15 protein-coding genes and 1 other RNA gene are annotated in these 17,124 nt (G+C 62.9%); 9 read left to right on the top strand and 7 right to left on the bottom strand.

The window, feature by feature from the left end:
• Nucleotides 1-162: 162 nt before the first annotated feature.
• The 5 genes from recR to ffs form a co-directional block, all read right to left on the bottom strand.
• On the bottom strand, nucleotides 163-768 hold the full coding sequence (gene recR / locus LB538_RS09975) for a recombination mediator RecR (RefSeq protein ID WP_224526751.1): 606 nt from the start codon (nucleotides 766-768) through the stop codon (nucleotides 163-165).
• A 199-nt stretch (nucleotides 769-967) separates the two neighbouring features.
• Nucleotides 968-1,954: a cell wall hydrolase gene (locus LB538_RS09970; RefSeq protein WP_224526754.1), complete on the bottom strand. Its 987-nt coding sequence runs from the start codon at nucleotides 1,952-1,954 to the stop codon at nucleotides 968-970.
• Between the two features lie 216 nt (nucleotides 1,955-2,170).
• Nucleotides 2,171-2,494: a YbaB/EbfC family nucleoid-associated protein gene (locus LB538_RS09965; protein ID WP_095765991.1), complete on the bottom strand. Its 324-nt coding sequence runs from the start codon at nucleotides 2,492-2,494 to the stop codon at nucleotides 2,171-2,173.
• 22 nt (nucleotides 2,495-2,516) lie between these two features.
• Entirely contained in the window at nucleotides 2,517-4,331 is a 1,815-nt protein-coding gene (locus LB538_RS09960) for a DNA polymerase III subunit gamma/tau (protein WP_224526757.1), read from the bottom strand.
• Nucleotides 4,332-4,437: 106 nt separating this feature from the next.
• Nucleotides 4,438-4,534, bottom strand: an RNA gene (ffs, locus tag LB538_RS09955) — signal recognition particle sRNA small type.
• Between the two features lie 183 nt (nucleotides 4,535-4,717).
• Between ffs and LB538_RS09950 the strand changes: the two genes are divergently transcribed.
• From LB538_RS09950 to LB538_RS09940, 3 genes are read left to right on the top strand one after another with little or no spacing between them, the layout of a single operon-like run.
• Nucleotides 4,718-5,137: an HIT domain-containing protein gene (locus LB538_RS09950; protein ID WP_224526759.1), complete on the top strand. Its 420-nt coding sequence runs from the start codon at nucleotides 4,718-4,720 to the stop codon at nucleotides 5,135-5,137.
• 44 nt (nucleotides 5,138-5,181) lie between these two features.
• On the top strand, nucleotides 5,182-6,123 hold the full coding sequence (nudC, locus tag LB538_RS09945) for an NAD(+) diphosphatase (RefSeq protein WP_224526761.1): 942 nt from the start codon (nucleotides 5,182-5,184) through the stop codon (nucleotides 6,121-6,123).
• A gap of 10 nt (nucleotides 6,124-6,133) precedes the next feature.
• Nucleotides 6,134-6,436: a Dabb family protein gene (locus LB538_RS09940; protein ID WP_140843772.1), complete on the top strand. Its 303-nt coding sequence runs from the start codon at nucleotides 6,134-6,136 to the stop codon at nucleotides 6,434-6,436.
• A gap of 290 nt (nucleotides 6,437-6,726) precedes the next feature.
• Here LB538_RS09940 and LB538_RS09935 read toward each other — a convergent pair whose 3' ends face one another.
• Together LB538_RS09935 and LB538_RS09930 are read right to left on the bottom strand one after the other, a co-directional pair.
• Nucleotides 6,727-7,590, bottom strand: coding sequence for a prephenate dehydratase (locus LB538_RS09935; protein WP_224526763.1), 864 nt, complete (start codon nucleotides 7,588-7,590; stop codon nucleotides 6,727-6,729).
• 9 nt (nucleotides 7,591-7,599) lie between these two features.
• Nucleotides 7,600-8,328, bottom strand: a complete 729-nt coding sequence (locus LB538_RS09930; RefSeq protein WP_224526764.1) for a 3-deoxy-manno-octulosonate cytidylyltransferase — start codon at nucleotides 8,326-8,328, stop codon at nucleotides 7,600-7,602.
• 192 nt (nucleotides 8,329-8,520) lie between these two features.
• Between LB538_RS09930 and LB538_RS09925 the strand changes: the two genes are divergently transcribed.
• The 6 genes from LB538_RS09925 to LB538_RS09900 all read left to right on the top strand — a co-directional run bounded on the left by LB538_RS09925 (nucleotide 8,521) and on the right by LB538_RS09900 (nucleotide 17,096).
• Nucleotides 8,521-9,192 carry a c-type cytochrome gene (locus tag LB538_RS09925; protein WP_224526766.1) on the top strand — a complete coding sequence of 224 codons (672 nt, stop codon included), beginning with the start codon at nucleotides 8,521-8,523 and terminating at the stop codon, nucleotides 9,190-9,192.
• A gap of 257 nt (nucleotides 9,193-9,449) precedes the next feature.
• Nucleotides 9,450-11,330, top strand: a complete 1,881-nt coding sequence (locus tag LB538_RS09920) for an extracellular solute-binding protein (RefSeq protein WP_224526768.1) — start codon at nucleotides 9,450-9,452, stop codon at nucleotides 11,328-11,330.
• A complete protein-coding gene (locus LB538_RS09915; RefSeq protein ID WP_224526770.1) occupies nucleotides 11,330-13,207 on the top strand; it encodes an extracellular solute-binding protein in 1,878 nt (625 codons plus the stop codon). The genes LB538_RS09920 and LB538_RS09915 overlap by 1 nt, the downstream gene beginning before the upstream one ends.
• Nucleotides 13,208-13,237: 30 nt before the next feature.
• Nucleotides 13,238-14,332, top strand: coding sequence for a microcin C ABC transporter permease YejB (locus LB538_RS09910; RefSeq protein ID WP_095766000.1), 1,095 nt, complete (start codon nucleotides 13,238-13,240; stop codon nucleotides 14,330-14,332).
• Nucleotides 14,332-15,471 carry an ABC transporter permease gene (locus tag LB538_RS09905; protein ID WP_224526773.1) on the top strand — a complete coding sequence of 380 codons (1,140 nt, stop codon included), beginning with the start codon at nucleotides 14,332-14,334 and terminating at the stop codon, nucleotides 15,469-15,471. The genes LB538_RS09910 and LB538_RS09905 overlap by 1 nt, the downstream gene beginning before the upstream one ends.
• Nucleotides 15,468-17,096, top strand: coding sequence for an ABC transporter ATP-binding protein (locus LB538_RS09900; protein WP_224526775.1), 1,629 nt, complete (start codon nucleotides 15,468-15,470; stop codon nucleotides 17,094-17,096). The genes LB538_RS09905 and LB538_RS09900 overlap by 4 nt, the downstream gene beginning before the upstream one ends.
• Nucleotides 17,097-17,124: the final 28 nt, after the last annotated feature.

Here is a 17,124-nt window from a genome sequence, read left to right as displayed (position 1 = left end):
CAGTGGCTTTCGCCAATCGCCAACCTTGCAGGAAGAGCGCTGGGGGCGAAGCTGCCAATCTCCCCCCTTGAGGGGGAGATGTCCGGCAGGACAGAGGGGGGTGTGAAAGAACGCCAGCATCTCGAGGAATAACATCTGTCACGCGCGCCCTCTCCAGTCCCCTCAAAACGCCGTCCTCGACCGCAGCGCCGCGGCCAGCGTGCCTTCGTCGAGATAATCGAGCTCGCCGCCGACCGGCACGCCGTGCGCGAGCCGCGTCACCTTCACATCAGAGCCCGATAACTGATCGGTCAAATAATGCGCCGTCGTCTGCCCCTCGACGGTGGCATTGACGGCGAGGATGACTTCCTTCACCTCGCCGCCGGCAACGCGGTCGATCAGCGAGCGGATGTTGAGCTGGTCCGGACCGATACCGTCGAGCGGCGACAGCGTGCCGCCGAGCACATGGTAGCGCACGTTCATCGCCGCCGCGCGCTCCAGCGCCCAAAGGTCCGAGACGTCTTCGACGACGATCAGCGTGCCGGCGTCGCGGCGTGGGTCGGTGCAGATCATGCAAGGATCGGCGGTATCGACATTGCCGCAGGTCGAGCAGATGCGCACCTTGTCGACCGCTTCGCTCATGGCGGCAGCCAGGGGCTCGAGCAGCTGTTCCTTCTTCTTGATGAGATGAAGCGCTGCGCGCCTGGCCGAGCGCGGCCCTAGCCCCGGCACCTTGGCCAGGAGCTGGATCAGGCGTTCGATTTCCGGACCGGCGATTCTCTTCGACATCGCCCTGATCTAGAGCAATTCCAGGAAAAGTGCGAAGCGGTTTTCCGTCCCGAATTGTGCAAGGGAAAAGATGGATCAGTTCGCCGCTTCTTGAAACGGTGGACTGATCCAGGATTTTTCAGAGCGGTTTGGAACAGCCAGCAAGGGCAGAGGGCCTGCCATGGCGCCATGGCGGGCCCTGTATTGGATGAGATCGGGCTCAGTTGGTTTCGAGCGGCCGATCCTGGCTGGCGATCATCGCGCCGATGGCGTCGGTGTTCTCAGGTGTCGACTGGAAGCCCATCGACGCTTCCTGCGGCGCGCTGGGCACCGAAGAGACGTAGCGACCCTTGAGCGTGCCGCCGAAACGCGAGGCGTCCGGCTCGGCCATCGGCTCCTGCATTGCCACGACCGTCGGCTTCTGCGCGAGGCGGCCGGACTTGGCAGAAGGTGGAACGGAAGCCGTCACATAGGTCTGTTCGGCGGAAGCGTCTTCGGTTCGCGCGGCGGCAGCCAAGGCGGCCTGCTTCGCCGGGTCCGGACGGACGATCGTCCTGACGATCGGCTCGGCGGAAGCCACGAGCACCGGAGCGGCGGCCGTGGGTTGCTGCCGGCCAGACTTCTGCTGGTCGCCCACGTTCATGGCGACCATCGGCTCGTCCGGCAGCGGCTGCCAGTTGCGGCCGCGCTTCTCATAGAAGGCGTTGCCGCCGGCCACCATGGTGTAATGCATGTTCTTGTAAGGGAAGCGCAGGCCGGCGGTGTGGAAATACATTGTGTTCTTGAGCTTGGCCTTGCGCTCGCCTTTCAGCACGGCATCGGCCGCCTCCTCGACATCCGGCAGGGCCTTCGAGTTCATCGGCCGAGTCATGACGCCCGGAGCAAACTGGCCCGGCTCGCCGACAACCTCACAGATGGTGTTGCCGTGCTGGCCCGAGCGAAGACGGTTCATGACGACCGTGCCGACCGCGATCATGCCGTCGCGGCTCGACCTGTTGGACTCGAAGAACATTGCCCTTTGCAAGCATTCCTTGTCCTTCAGCGAGTGGCCGGAGGAACGCGTGAGGAAGCTCGGCGTAAGGGCATCGGTCAGACCCGGCACCGACATGCCATGGGAGGAAGTGGTCTGGCTGCAACCGGCCAGGAGCAAGGGGGAAGTGACGATGCCGATAAGCAGCAGCGGCGTCTTCCATCGCGTCGCGATCACCAAAAAAGCCTCATGTCCAGATGCCAGCCCGCCCCGAGATGTGGCAAGAATGAGACTCTTTCGGGCAAAAAGATGGCTAGAGGGTTAGCAACTTCTGGACTTGGGTAAAACTTTATGAATGCCGCGAAATGAGCCCGTGAGCATTGCCGGCAAATGGTTAATATTGCAGGCTGGACTCAATTTCCGTTCATAATCAATTAACTGGCGGACACCGCCTCAGAAAGGCAATTTCATTCCGGGCGGGATCGGCAAGCCTGCCGTCAACGCCTTGGTCTTCTCCTGCATGATCTGCTCGACCTTATTTTTGGCGTCATTGTGGGCGGCCAGGATGAGGTCCTCCAGTATTTCGGCTTCGTCCGCCTTGATCAAAGACGGATCGATCTTGAGCGTCTTCATTTCGAACTTGCCGGTCAGCGTGATGCTGACCAGACCGCCGCCGGCCTGGCCGGTGGCTTCAAGCGTGGCGATCTCGTCCTGCATGGCCTGGAACTTGGCCTGCATTTCCTTCGCCTTGCCCATCAGGCCGAGAAGATCTTTCATCGGTTGGTCCTCTAAAAATGTTTCAGGTCTCGTCGTCATCGGCCGCCGGCTCGACCGGCAGGTCCGCCTCGGCTTCATCCACTTCCGGCACGTCCGGGATGCGCACATCGATGATCTTGGCGCCAGGGAAACGGGCGAGAATGGCCGCGACTACGGGATCGCTCTTGGCGTCGGAGAAGGCATTCTCGCGCTTCGTCGTCTCCATCTCGGCCAATGTCTGGCCGCCTTCTTCCTTCGACAGCGACACCAGCCAGTTGCGCCCGGTCCAGGCGCGCAGCTTGGCGGTGAGGTCGTTGAGCAGCATCTTCGGCGCGTCGTTAGTCAAGGCAACGTCGAGCCGGCCGGGCTCGATGCGAACCGGCCGCACGCAGCGTTTCAGCAGCACCTTGAAGGCCATGTCGCGATTGGCGTCGGCAAGCGCAACGATGTCGGCCAGCGATTTCACTGGAACGACAGGCGCCTCGGCGACCGGTTCCGGCGCGGGAACGAAGGTATCCGGCACAGGCTGCGCCTCGACCAGGCGCATCGTCTGCGCGCCGCCGGGGGAAGCTGGCACCCGGGTCTGCGCGACAGCAGTTGCGCTGCCATTGCCGGACCCCGCGGGTGTTCCGTTGGCGCGCGGCGCCACATTCGACTGCGGGGCCGCACCTTCCAGCGATTTCAGCGCCTCGTCCAGCGTCGGCAGGTCGGCGGCATGCGCCAGGCGGATCAACACCATTTCGCCGGCGCTGACCGGGCGGTTGGAAGACTGCACCTCAGGAATACCCTTGAGCAGCATCTGCCAGGTCCGGGACAACACGCGCACCGAAAGCGTGCCGGCGAATTCGGCGCCGCGCCGGCGCTCATCCTCGGAAAGCGAAGCATCGTCGGCTGCCGCCGGCACGAAGCGCAGGCGGGTGACGAGGTGGTTGAACTCGGCAAGATCGGTAAGCACGGCGGCCGGATCGGCGCCGGTGTCGTATTGCGCGCGGAATTCGGCCAGGGCCGCCGCGACATCGCCCTTCATGACATGCTCGAACAGGTCGATGATGCGGGCGCGGTCGGCAAGGCCAAGCATGGCTCGCACCGCCTCGGCGCTGACCGTGCCGCTGCCATGGGCGATCGCCTGGTCGAGGATGGAGAGCGAATCGCGCGCCGAGCCTTCGGCGGCCCGCGCGATCATCGCCAGCGCCTCGTCGTCGACGGTAATACCTTCCTTGGCCGCGATCGAGGACAGATGCCCGACAAGCGCGCCGGCATCGATGCGGCGGAGATCGAAGCGCTGGCAACGCGACAGGACCGTTATCGGAACCTTGCGTATCTCGGTGGTGGCGAAGATGAATTTGACGTGCGGCGGCGGCTCTTCCAGCGTCTTCAGCAGGCCGTTGAAGGCCTGGGTGGAGAGCATGTGCACTTCGTCGATGATGTAGACCTTGTAGCGCGCCGAGACCGGTGCGTAGCGCACCCGGTCGATGATGTCCCTGATGTCGTCGATGCCGGTATGTGAGGCGGCGTCCATCTCGATGACGTCGACATGGCGGCCTTCCATGATCGCCTGGCAATGCTCGCCGAGAATCGAAAGGTCGACGGAGGGCTGGTCGACGGTCGCGGTCTTGTAGTTGAGGGCCCGCGCCAGGATGCGTGCGGTCGTCGTCTTGCCGACACCGCGCACGCCGGTCAACATCCAGGCCTGGGCGATGCGGCCGGTGGCAAAGGCGTTGGTCAGCGTGCGAACCATCGGCTCCTGGCCGATCAGCTCGGAGAAATTCGAAGGGCGGTATTTGCGCGCCAGGACGCGATAAGCGGCGGCCTTGCCAGTCTCCAGGCTTTGTGGCCCCAAATTTCCGGCTTCGCTCATTCGCCGTCAAAAGCTCCCAGGACCGCGACGGAAGGCGGCCGATTCCTGCGCATAGTCTCACCCGCACGGCTTGGCGCCGTCAATGTCGCGGGAGAAAGGCGAAGAGGTGGGAGGCTGGAACAATGACCCGTTCCGGGCTCGTTAGGGCTGCTTCCTTCCGGACCTGACCCGGTTGGCGAGTGGATCGTCCACCACCAACCTCCCGCGCTCCATATCGGCAATTCGGCAGCGAAATGCAAGGGCCGAGCCGGAACCCGCAACCGCATCGAAGGCGGAAAGTCCTTCAAATCGATAATGGCGGTCAATGAATCGCTTGCAGCCACCCTGCCGCCGCTCTAGCGTTCCTGGTTTGGAAAATGCTTGCAACAAAAGCGAAGGAAACGCTCATGCTGCCGGGCCTCGAGGCCGGATTCACGCTGGACGCCCGGCTGGAGGCGGACAGCGAGCAGCTTATGTGGCTTGGCCTTTGCGAGCTCAGGCTGATGAACGACCGCCGCTGGCCATGGCTGGTTCTGGTGCCGCAACGGCCGGGCGTGGAGGAAATTCACGACCTGACGCCGCTCGACCAAACGATGCTGACCTTCGAGACCAATATGGTAGCGCAGGCGCTGAAGCGGGTGACCGGATGCACCAAGATCAACACTGGCGCGCTCGGCAACATCGTGCGGCAGTTGCATGTCCATGTCGTCGCCCGATCTGAGGGCGATCCCGGATGGCCGGGACCGGTCTGGGGACACGGCATGCGCGAGCCCTATCAGCGCTCCGATATCCGCCGGTTTGCCCAAACGATCAAGGCGGCGCTATAAGCTGACCAGTATCCATTCCGCACATCGAGCCCACCCGAGTTTCCATGAGCTTTCGCCTGTTCGACGCGCCCTTGCGCGAGCCCAGCCAATTCGTCGGTTTCGCCGGCAACCGCATCGATCGGCAGTCCGAGAACCGCGCCGATGATGCGGTCGAAAAAGCGCTGGCCGACCAGGCCGCTCGGCTGATGCTGATGCGTGCCGGCCGGCTCTATCTCAAACTCGAGGATGGCACGTTCGACCCCTGGTTCAGGACGGATGAGAGTGGAGCTTTCGAAGCCGCACTCGATCGCGGCGTGCTGCTCGGCTTCTCTGACAGCGGGCCGGTGCTGGCCGTGCCCGCCGGCATCGAGCCGGAAAAGCTGCCCGAGACGATCAAGGCGATCGACTATCGTTCCGTCTATATGCAAGGGCTGGTCGACGAGGCGGCGGCCGGCGCGCTGGCGCAAGGCGCGGCGCTGCTTGCCTGGCACGTAAGCCATGCCTTCTGCTCCAAATGCGGCAACCGCTCGGAGATGCGCGCCGGCGGCTACCGGCGCCATTGCCCTGCCTGCGGCACCGACCATTTCCCGCGCACCGATCCGGTGGCAATCATGCTGACGGCGACGCGCGAGAAATGCCTATTGGGGCGCGGCAGGCATTTCGCGCCGGGCATGTATTCGGCGCTTGCAGGCTTCATCGAGCCGGGCGAGACAATCGAGGCGGCGGTACGGCGCGAGACGCTCGAAGAGGCCGGCATCCGGCTCGGCCGCGTCGTCTACCACGCCAGCCAACCCTGGCCGTTCCCCTATTCGCTGATGATCGGTTGTTTCGGCGAGCCCCTTAACGAGGATATCCAGGCCGACCTCAACGAGCTGGAGGACTGCCGCTGGTTCTTCCGCGACGAGGTGCGCACGATGCTGGACAGGCAGCATGCCGATGGCTTGATTACACCGCCGAAAGGGGCAATCGCCCATCACCTCATCCGCGCCTGGGTCGACAGCGAATAGGAGACGAGACATGATCCGCCATACCGTCGTGTTCACGCTGAAGCATCCGCTGCAATCGCTGGAGACGAAGCGCTTCCTGCACGATGCGAAGAAGATCCTGACCGGGATCAAGGGCGTCACGCATTTCGAGCAGTTGCGGCAGGTGAGCCCGAAGAACGACTACCAGTTCGGCTTCTCGATGGAATTCGCCGACCAGGCGGCCTACACGCGCTACAACGAGCACCCCGACCATGTCGCCTTCGTGCGCGACCGCTGGGTGCCCGAGGTCGAGAAGTTCATGGAGATCGACTACGTGCCGTTGGGGTTCGGCTGAGAATGGTTGAGTGGCGGAGTCCGAGAATAGCCGGAACGCCCGTGACATCGCCATTCCAGGGATAGCGAAGCGAGACCCTGGAATCCATGTCGTGACCTCGGCGGAAGGGTGCAGCGGAGCAGAATTCTGGACTGGTGGGCGGCGCTCCGGCGTAACGGAATGGATCCTCGGGTCTGCGCGCGTCGCTTCGCTCCTTGCTTCGCCCGTGGATGACGAAGCACGCATGCCTCCGCCAATCCCCGAAGGGCAGTCGTGCCCTTTGAACCGTCAGCTTACGGACCGAAGACCGTTCAGTCCGCGACCTTCCACTGCTCGCGCGAGGCGCTGGCCGGATAGACGCCGAGGATGCGCATCTCGCGCGAGAAGAAGCGCAGCTCGTCCAGCGCCAGCTTGACCAGCGGATCGTCCGGGTGGCCCTCGATGTCGGCGTAGAACAGCGTCGCGGTGAAGGCACCAAGCTGGTAGCTCTCCAACTTGGTCATGTTGATGCCGTTGGTGGCGAAGCCGCCCATGGCCTTATAGAGCGCGGCCGGCACGTTGCGGACACGGAAGATGAAGGTGGTCATCATCTTGGCGTCCGGCGCGGGGCGCTCCGCCCATTGCTTGTTCTTGGTCAGCACGACGAAGCGGGTGACGTTGGAGTCGGTGTCCTCGACATTCTTCTCGACGATGTCGAGCCCATAGAGCTCGGCGGCTAAAGCCGGCGCCAGCGCGGCCATGGTGCGGTCCCTGACCTCCGACACCATCTTGGCCGAACCCGCCGTGTCGCCGGCGACCACAGGCTTCCAGCCGTTCTTGCGGATATATTTGCGGCACTGGCCGAGCGCGTGGATGTGGCTGTGGACGGTCCTGATCTCTTCGCGCTTCACGCCCGGCAGCACCATCAGCTGGAAATGGATCGGCAGGAAATATTCGCCGACGATGTGCAGCTTCGATTCCGGCAAGAGGTGGTGGATGTCGGCGACGCGGCCGGCGATGGTGTTCTCGATCGGAATCATGGCGAGATCGGCCTTGCCGGTCTCGACCGCGTTGAAGGCATCCTCGAAGGTCGGGCACGGCAACGGCTCCATCGCGGGGAACATGTTGCGGCACGCCGTGTCGGAATTGGCGCCGGGCTCGCCCTGGAAGGAAATTCTGTTGGTCTTTTCAGGCATGCTGATGTCTCATTTTGAAAGGATTTGCCTGGCGCGTTCGAGATCGTGGGGCGTGTCGACGCCGAGCGGCACGGAATGGACGATCTCGGCGTCGATGCGCATGCCGGCTTCCAGCGCGCGCAGCTGCTCCAGCCGCTCGCGACGCTCCAGCGGCGACGGCTTTAGCGCGACGAAGCGTTCCAGCGCGGCGCGGCGATACGCGTAGAGGCCGATGTGGTGGTAGAGCGGCCCCTCGCCCCAAGGCGCAGTGGCGCGGGTGAAATAGAGCGCTCGCAACCGTGTCGCGGACTGTGGCGAGCCGACGATCTTGACGACATTGGGATTGGTCTTCTCCTCGTCGCGCACGATCTCGACGCCAAGCGTGGCGATATCGACCGATTTGTCCTCAAACGGCCGCAGCGACGCGCCGATGATCTCGGGGTCGATGGTCGGCAGATCGCCCTGAACGTTGACGATCGTTTCCACCTGCTTTTCGGGGTCGAGGGCCGTCAGAGCCTCGAAGATGCGGTCGGAGCCCGATTCGTGATCCGTGCGGGTCATGACAGCCTCGAAACCATGCGCCCGCACTGCCTGTGCGACCGCTTCCGTGTCGGTCGCCACCACCACGCGGCCAAGCCCGGCCTCGGCCCCGCGCCGGGCGACATGGACGATCATCGGCACGCCCGCAATGTCGGCCAGCGGCTTGCCCGGCAGGCGCGTCGAGGCCATGCGGGCGGGGATCAGGATCAAGGTCGACATCGGATTTCAGGGCAGCCGAAAAAAGCGGATGGAAAAGTGGCAAAAGGTCTCACTGGAAGCGCCCTTATAGGTGTTGCAACGCCAGAGCAAAAGACCTAGTTTCCGCGCGGTTTGACTGGCCTTTCAGGGCAGTTCGCGAGACCGACGGACGGAGTGGACGGGACGGTCCGCCGGAAAAGGAGCAAGGGGCGTATGGATTCCAACGAAGTCAACAAGCTGCTCGGCGGATTTCTTGGAACCTGCTTCATCGTCTTTTCCATAGGCCTCGTCTCGGACGGGCTGTTCGCCTCGCCGACGCCCGAAAAGCCCGGCTTCGCCATCGAAGCGCAGGAACCGGCCGAAGGCGGTCCGGCTGCTCCCGCGGCGGAAGCCAAACCGATCGCCGACCTGCTCGCCACCGCCAATGCCGAGGCGGGCGCCGCGATCTTCAAGAAATGCCAGGCCTGCCATTCCGGCGAAAAAGGCGGTCCGAACAAGGTCGGTCCGGACCTTTGGGACATCGTCGACCGCCCCGTCGCCGAGCATGAAGGCTTCGCCTATTCGGCCGGCATGAAGGATTTCTCCAAGGGCGGCCAGGAGCACTGGACGTACGACAATCTCAACCACTTCATCACCTCGCCGAAGAAGTTCGTGAAGGGCACGGCGATGGGCTTCGCCGGCCTGCCGAAGGATGAAGACCGCGCCAATGTGATCGCCTATCTGCGCACGCTGTCGGACAATCCGAAGCCGCTGCCGCAGCCGGGTGCTTCGGCGGAAGCCAAGCCGGCGGAAGGTGCCGCACCCGCGAAGCCCGCCGAAGGCGCCGCGCCGGCCAAGCCGGCCGAGGGAACCGCTCCGGCCAAGCCCGCCGCGCCCGCTCAATAAACAATTTGTCATAGAGACTTCCTTGGAAAAGCCGGGTTCATCCCGGCTTTTTTGTTAGGAAAGCTGCATGGATCGCGACAAAGGCGGCACTTGCGGTTTCCACCCGCGTCAAATGATCTAGATTGCGGGTGGGCAGAGCAATTCCACGAAAGCGGGAACCGGGTTTCCGTCCGGAATTGCGTCGAAACAAAGCGATAGAGCGGTTGTCGTTTCCGGGAAACGATGAACCGCTCTGGAGTTCGCGACGAGGAGAACGCATGAAGGTTGGCCGCTTCCGCACGCTTTTCGCATCGGCATTCGCGCTTGCCTTCGCCGCCAGCCTGCAGGCCGGCTTCGCCGACGAATGGCGCACGACATCGTCGCTGATCGGACCTTCAAAATACGGCGACAATTTCCAGCATTACGACTACGTCAATCCGAATGCGCCGAAGGGCGGCACCTACAATGCCGTCGCTATAGGGACCTTCGACAGCTTCAATCCCTTCATAGTGCAAGGGTCACCCGCTGCTGGCTTCGCCGATTTTGGTGGCAGCCTGCTTTACGACACGCTGATGGAACAGGCTACTGATGAAGGCAGTGTGAGCCACCCCCTGATCGCAGACGCCTTCAAGTATCCTGCCGATTTTTCCTCAGCCACCTACCGACTCGATCCTCGTGCAAAATGGCATGACGGCAAGCCGATCACCGTCGACGACGTGGTCTGGTCATTCCAGGTGCTGAAGGCCAACAGCCCCAGATACAATCGCTATTTCGAGAACGTGACCGAGGCGGTCGCGGTCTCGGACCGCGAGGTCGAGTTCCATTTCAACCAGAAGGGCAACCGCGAGCTGCCCAAGATCCTCGGCGATCTCGTCGTCTTGCCGAAGCACTGGTGGGAAGGCACGGACGCCAGCGGCAAGAAGCGCGACATCACAAGGCCGACGCTCGAGCCGCCACTGGGCTCCGCGGCCTACAAGATCGCCAGCTTCAAGCCAGGCTCGGAAATCGTCTGGCAGCGCGTGCCGGACTATTGGGGCGCCAAGCTGCCGGTCAAGATCGGGCGCGAGAATTTCGACACCCAGCGCTTTACCTACATCCTCGATGACAACGCTGCCTGGCAGGCCTTCACCAAGGGGGGGCTCGACGACATCCACCGCGAAATGAGTTCGCGCAAATGGGCAACGGCCTATGACTTTCCGGCCTTCAAGGGCGGCGACGTGATCAAGAAGACCTTCGAAAGCGAACATGCGCAGCCCATGCAGGGCTTCGTGTTCAACCAGCGGCGAGCACTTTTCCAAGATCGTCGGGTGCGTGAGGCGCTGACCCAGCCCTTCGATTTCGAGACGATGAACAGGACGCTGTTTTTTGGCTTCAACACCAGAACGTCGAGCTATTTCCAAGGCACCGAACTGGCGTCGAGCGGCCTGCCGCAAGGCAAGGAACTGGAAATCCTGGAAAAATATCGCGACAAGCTGCCGCCCGAATTGTTCACTCAGGAGTTCAAGCTACCTGTCTATGACTCACCGCAAGCGGAGCGGAAACATCTTAAGCGGGCCGTTGATCTCCTTGCTCAGGCCGGCTGGCAGATCAAGGGCGGCAAGATGATCAACACAAAGTCCGGCGAGCCGCTTAAGTTCGAGATACTCGGTTCGAACGACACCGACCAAGTCATCTCCAGCCCTTACATCGCTAACCTCCGCAAAATAGGGATCGACGCGACCCTACGCATCATCGACCAGACCCAGTACATCAACCGGATCAACCACTTCGACTTCGATATGGTAACGACGGTGCTTCAGCAATCTGAATCGCCCGGCAACGAGCAACGCGAATTCTGGAGTTCGAAGGCAGCAGACGCCCCAGGCTCGCGTAACCTGATGGGCATTAAGGACCCGGTCGTAGACGCCCTGATAGATCGGATCGTTTTTGCCGGCGACCGCGCCGATCTTATCGCCGCCACCCACGCCCTTGACCGGGTGCTCTTGTGGAACTTCTACGTCCTGCCGCAGTACCATCGCACCGCTGTCTGGTACGCCTACTGGAATAAATTCGGCATGCCGGATAAGCAGCCCAGCTACCGCGGCGCCGATATCGATTCCTGGTGGATCGACACGGCCAAGGAAAAGGCGCTGGCCGCCAGGTACAAAGGCCTCAATTGATGGAGCGGCGGACTTTGCTTCCTCGCCGCGACTTCCTGGCGCTCGGCGCCGCGGCCACGGCCGCCGCGTTGCTGCCCGGCCGCGCCTTTGCCGGTACCCCGACCGGCATCAGGCTGCATGGCCTGTCGGCCTTCGGCGATCTGAAATACAAGCCTGACTTCACGCATTTCGACTATGTCAATGTCGATGCGCCGCAAGGCGGCACCTTCAACTTCTCGCCGCCCAACTGGGGCGCCAACCAGAGCCCGCAGACCTTCAACACGTTGAATTCGTTCGTCCCCAAGGGCGATTCCCCGCAGCGCATGGAAATGTGCTTCGATTCCTTGATGGTGCGGGCGCTTGACGAGCCGGATGCGGCCTATGGACTGATCGCCGAGAGCGTCACGATCTCCGACGACCGCAACACCTTCACCTTCTCGCTGCGCCCGCAGGCGCGCTTCCATGACGGCACGCCGCTCACCGCCGACGATGTTGCCTTCACCTTCAAGCTGCTGAAAGACAAAGGGCATCCGGACTATGCGCTGTCGCTGACGCATCTGGATGACGCGGTGGCGAAGGACACCCACACGGTCGAGCTCAAATTCTCCGGCAAGCAGTCGGCCCGCACCATCCTCAACGTCGTCGGATTCCCTATCCTTTCGAAGGCCTTCTTTACGGCCAACCCGTTCGATTCCTCGCAGCTCAATCCGCCGCTCGGCTCAAGCGCCTACAAGGTCGGGCGCTGGTCGGCGGGCGCCTGGATCGAATATGAGCGGGTGGCCGACTATTGGGGCAACGACCTGCCGGTCAATCGCGGCCTGAACAATTTCGGGCGCATCCGCATCGAATTCTACCAGGATCGCACCGCCGGGTTCGAGGCCTTCAAGAAGGGCGAGATCCTCTACCGCGAGGAATTCACGTCGCGCGTCTGGGCGACGGCTTACGATTTTCCGGCCTTTACCGCCGGCAAGGTGATCAAGCATGAGTTCCCGGCTGAAACCACGCCATCCATGCAGGCCACCGCGGTCAACCAGCGGCGTGAGCAGTTCAAGGATCCACGCGTGCGGCAAGCGATCGCGCTCTGCTTCGATTTCGAATGGACACGGCGCAACTTCTTTTACGGTTCCTATGAGCGCTCGCAATCCTGCTTCGAAAAATCCGACTTCCGGGCCGCGGGCATGCCGACGCCGCAGGAGCTGGCGCTGCTCGAGCCGCTGCGCGACCAGCTGCCACCGGAGACCTTCGGCGAAGCGGTGACGCAACCGCCGTCGGACGGGTCCGGGCGGGACCGCAAACAACTGAGCGCGGCACTGAAATTGCTCGCTCAGGCCGGTTGGAAACGCTCCGGTGACTTCGTGGTCAACGACAAGGGCGGGCGGCTGGCCGCCGAATTCCTGGTCGACGACGAGACCTTCGTGCAGGTCTATTCGCCCTGGGTCGCCAACATGAAGGCCATCGGCATCGATGCCTCGATCCGCCTGGTGGATTCGGCGCAGTACCAGCTCAGGCAATCGACGTTCGATTTCGACCTTCTCTCGGCCGCCTTCAATTTCAGCGCCACGCCGACCCGCGACGATCTGGAAATTTTCTTCCACTCGCGCAGCGCCGCCGTATCGGGCTCGCGCAACCTGTCGGGCGTTGCAAGCCCGGCAGTCGATGCGTTGATCGATGCCGTCGGCGCCGCCAAGGATCGTGAAAGCCTGACCACCGCCATGCGTGCGTTGGACCGGGCCTTGCGCGCGCGGCGCGATTGGATTCCAAGTTGGTATCTGGCGAATCACCGAAGCGCCTATTGGGACATGTTCGGCTTTCCCGAACAGAAACCCGATTTCGGCTTTCCGGTCGAGGCGCTGTGGTGGTTCGACAAGGGCAAGGCGGCAAAGATTGGCAAAGCCTGACATCACTGTTCGCGCGGGGCCCGTCGCCTGATGGGCGCCTATATCCTGCGCCGCATTCTTCTGATGATCCCGACGCTGTTCGGCATCATGGCGATCTCCTTCGCGGTCATCCAGTTCGCCCCGGGCGGGCCGGTCGAACAGGTGATCGCCCGGCTGACCAACCAGGGCGGCAACGACCGCCTCGGCAGCGGTGGCGGCGACGCCGGCGGCGGCAATTTCGACGTGGCCGGTGATGTCGGCTCGAAATATCGCGGCGCGCAGGGGCTCGATCCCGAATTCATCAAGAAGCTGGAAAAGCAGTTCGGCTTCGACAAGCCGCCGCTCGAGCGCTTCGGCATGATGCTGTGGAACTATATCCGCTTCGATTTCGGCGACAGCTATTTCCGCGATATCTCGGTGCTGAACCTGATCCTGGAGAAGATGCCCGTCTCCATCTCCATCGGCCTGTGGATCACGCTTCTGTCCTACCTGATCTCGATCCCGCTCGGCATCCGCAAGGCGGTGAAGGACGGCTCGACCTTCGACGTTTGGACCAGCGGCGTCGTCATCGTCGGCTATGCCATTCCAGGCTTCCTGTTCGGCATCATGCTCATGGTGCTGTTCGCAGGCGGTTCGTTCTGGGACTGGTTTCCGCTGCGCGGCATCGTTTCGGACAATTGGGATCAGCTGTCTTGGCCCGCCAAGATCGCAGACTATTTCTGGCACATGACGCTGCCGCTGACGGCGCTCGTGCTCTCGGCTTTCGCGACGACCACCCTGCTCACCAAGAACTCCTTCCTCGAAGAAATCCGCAAGCAATATGTGGTGACGGCGCGCGCCAAGGGGCTGTCGGAGCACAAGGTGCTCTACGGCCACGTGTTCCGCAACGCCATGCTGATCGTCATCGCCGGTTTTCCCGGCGCCTTTATCTCGGCCTTCTTCACCGGCTCGCTGCTGATCGAGAACATCTTCTCGCTCGACGGCCTCGGCCTGCTCGGCTTCAAGTCGGTGATCGACCGCGACTATCCGGTGGTGTTCGCCACCCTCTACATCTTCTCGCTGCTTGGCCTGTTTGTCGGCCTTCTGTCCGACCTGATCTACACCTGGGTCGATCCGCGCATCGACTTCGAGCGGAGAGACATCTGATGGCCGAGGCCGCGATCGAAAGCGCCCCGGTTCGGCCCCGCAGGCCATTTCTGTCGCCGCTCAACCAGCGGCGGTTGCAGAATTTCAAGGCCAACCGGCGCGGCTACTGGTCGCTCTGGATCTTCCTGTTGCTGTTCGTGCTGTCGCTGTTTTCAGAGCTGATCGCCAACGACAAGCCGATCGTCGCCTCCTACAAGGGCGAGATCCTGTTTCCGGTTCTGGTCGCCTATCCGGAGGAGAAGTTCGGCGGTTTCTATGCCGTCACCGACTACCGCGATCCGGTGATCCAGGACGAGATCAACTCCAATGGCTGGATGATCTGGCCGCCGGTCCGCTACTCCTATCAGACGGTCAACAACGCCATTCCGGAACCGGCGCCGGCAAAGCCGTCCTGGCTTTACGACAAGAAGACGCGCTGCAGCCAGTATCCGCAAGGCGACGCCGATGCCAACTGCACCGTCGGCAACTGGAACTGGCTGGGCACGGACGACCAGGCCCGCGACGTGCTGGCGCGGGTGCTCTATGGCTTCCGCATCTCGGTTCTGTTCGGCCTGATCCTAACGCTCGGCTCGTCGCTGATCGGCGTCGCGGCCGGCGCGGTGCAAGGCTATTTCGGCGGCTGGACCGACCTTCTCTTCCAGCGTTTCATCGAGATCTGGTCGGCGATCCCGGTGCTCTATCTGCTGCTTATCATCTCGGCCATCCTGCCGCCCGGCTTCTTCATCCTGCTCGGCCTGATGCTGCTGTTTTCATGGGTGGCGCTGGTCGGCGTGGTGCGGGCCGAATTCCTGCGCGCGCGCAACTTCGAATATGTCAACGCGGCGCGCGCGCTGGGCGTGCCAAATCTCACCATCATGTTCCGCCACCTGCTGCCGAACGCCATGGTGGCGACGTTGACCTTCCTGCCCTTCCTGCTCTCGGGCTCGATCTCGACACTGACCTCGCTCGACTATCTCGGCTTCGGCCTGCCACCGGGCTCGGCCTCGCTCGGCGAGTTGCTGAAACAGGCGCAACGCAACCTCAACGCCCCCTGGCTCGGCATCTCCGGCTTCATCGTGATCTCGCTGATGCTGTCCCTGTTGGTCTTCATCGGCGAGGCGACGCGCGACGCCTTCGATCCGCGCAAGACGTTCAAATGAGCCAAGCCCTGCTTTCCGTCCAAGACCTGAGCGTCGCCTTCGCGCAAGGCGGCAAGCAGGCGATCGCTGTCGACCATATCTCATTCGACATCGCCAAGGGCGAGACGCTGGCCCTGGTGGGCGAATCCGGCTCGGGCAAATCGGTTTCGGCGCTGTCGGTGCTGAAGCTCCTGCCCTATCCCGCCGCCAGCCATCCGTCGGGCAGGATCCTGTTCAGTGGGGCCAACCTGCTTGCCATGGACGAGAAGGCGTTGCGCGGCGTGCGCGGCAACAAGATCACCATGATCTTCCAGGAGCCGATGACCTCGCTCAACCCGCTGCACACGATCGAGCAGCAGATCGTCGAGGTGCTGCAATTGCATCAGGGCCTGCGCGACGCCCCGGCGCGCGCCCGCACGCTGGAACTGCTCACCGAGGTCGGCATCCGCGATCCGCAGAAACGCCTCGACGCCTATCCGCACCAGCTCTCCGGCGGCCAGCGCCAGCGCGTCATGATCGCCATGGCTCTGGCCAACGAGCCGGAGCTTCTGATCGCCGACGAGCCGACGACCGCGCTCGACGTCACCGTGCAGGCGCAGATCCTGGAACTGCTGGCGGAGCTCAAAGCCCGCAAAGGCATGTCGCTCCTGTTCATCACGCATGATCTCGGCATCGTGCGCAGGATCGCCGACCGCGTCTGCGTCATGACCAAGGGCAAGATCGTGGAGAGCGGCCCGACCAGGGAAATCTTCGCCAATCCGCGGCATGACTATACAAAGCATCTGCTCGCGGCCGAGCCGAAGGGCAAGCCGCCCACAACCGACCCGGGCGCCAAATCCGTCATGACCGGCAAGGACATCAAAGTCTGGTTCCCGATCAAGAAAGGCTTCTTCCGGACCACGGTCGACCATGTGAAGGCCGTGGACGGCATCGACGTCACGGTGCGGGCCGGCCAGACCCTTGGCGTCGTCGGCGAATCCGGCTCGGGCAAGACGACGCTGGGCCTAGCGCTCGCGCGGATGATCTCCTCGACCGGTACGATCAATTTCAACGGACGCGACATCAACCAGCTCTCCTTCGGCGCCATGCGGCCGCTGCGGCGCGAATTGCAGATCGTCTTCCAGGATCCGTTCGGATCGCTCAGCCCGCGCCTGTCGGTTTCGGAGATCATCGAGGAAGGACTGAAGATCCACGAGCCGAAGCTCTCGGCCGACCAGCGCGACGACAAGGTGGTCGCCGTGCTGAAAGAGGTCGGCCTCGATCCCGAAACGCGCCACCGCTATCCGCATGAATTCTCCGGCGGCCAGCGCCAGCGCGTCGCCATCGCCCGCGCCATGGTGCTCAACCCGCGCTTCGTCATGCTCGACGAGCCGACCTCCGCGCTCGACATGAGCGTGCAGGCGCAGGTGGTCGACCTTTTGCGCAGCCTGCAGGCCAAGCACAATCTCGCTTACCTCTTCATCAGCCACGACCTCAAGGTCGTCCGCGCCCTTGCCAATGATGTCATCGTCATGCGCAATGGCCGGATCGTCGAGGCGGGACCTTCCGAGCAGATTTTCAGCAGCCCGCAAACCGATTATACGCGGGCGCTGATGGCGGCGGCCTTCAAGATCGAGACCGCGCCGACCGGCGTGGTCAGCGAGTAGCCAGACCCGCACCGGCGAAACAGGGAAG

The organism is Mesorhizobium sp. Ca11 (assembly GCF_020165275.1).
GTDB lineage: Bacteria > Pseudomonadota > Alphaproteobacteria > Rhizobiales > Rhizobiaceae > Mesorhizobium.
The sequence above is the reverse complement of the archived record's forward strand: the minus strand, read 5'-3'. Positions and strand labels throughout refer to the sequence as shown.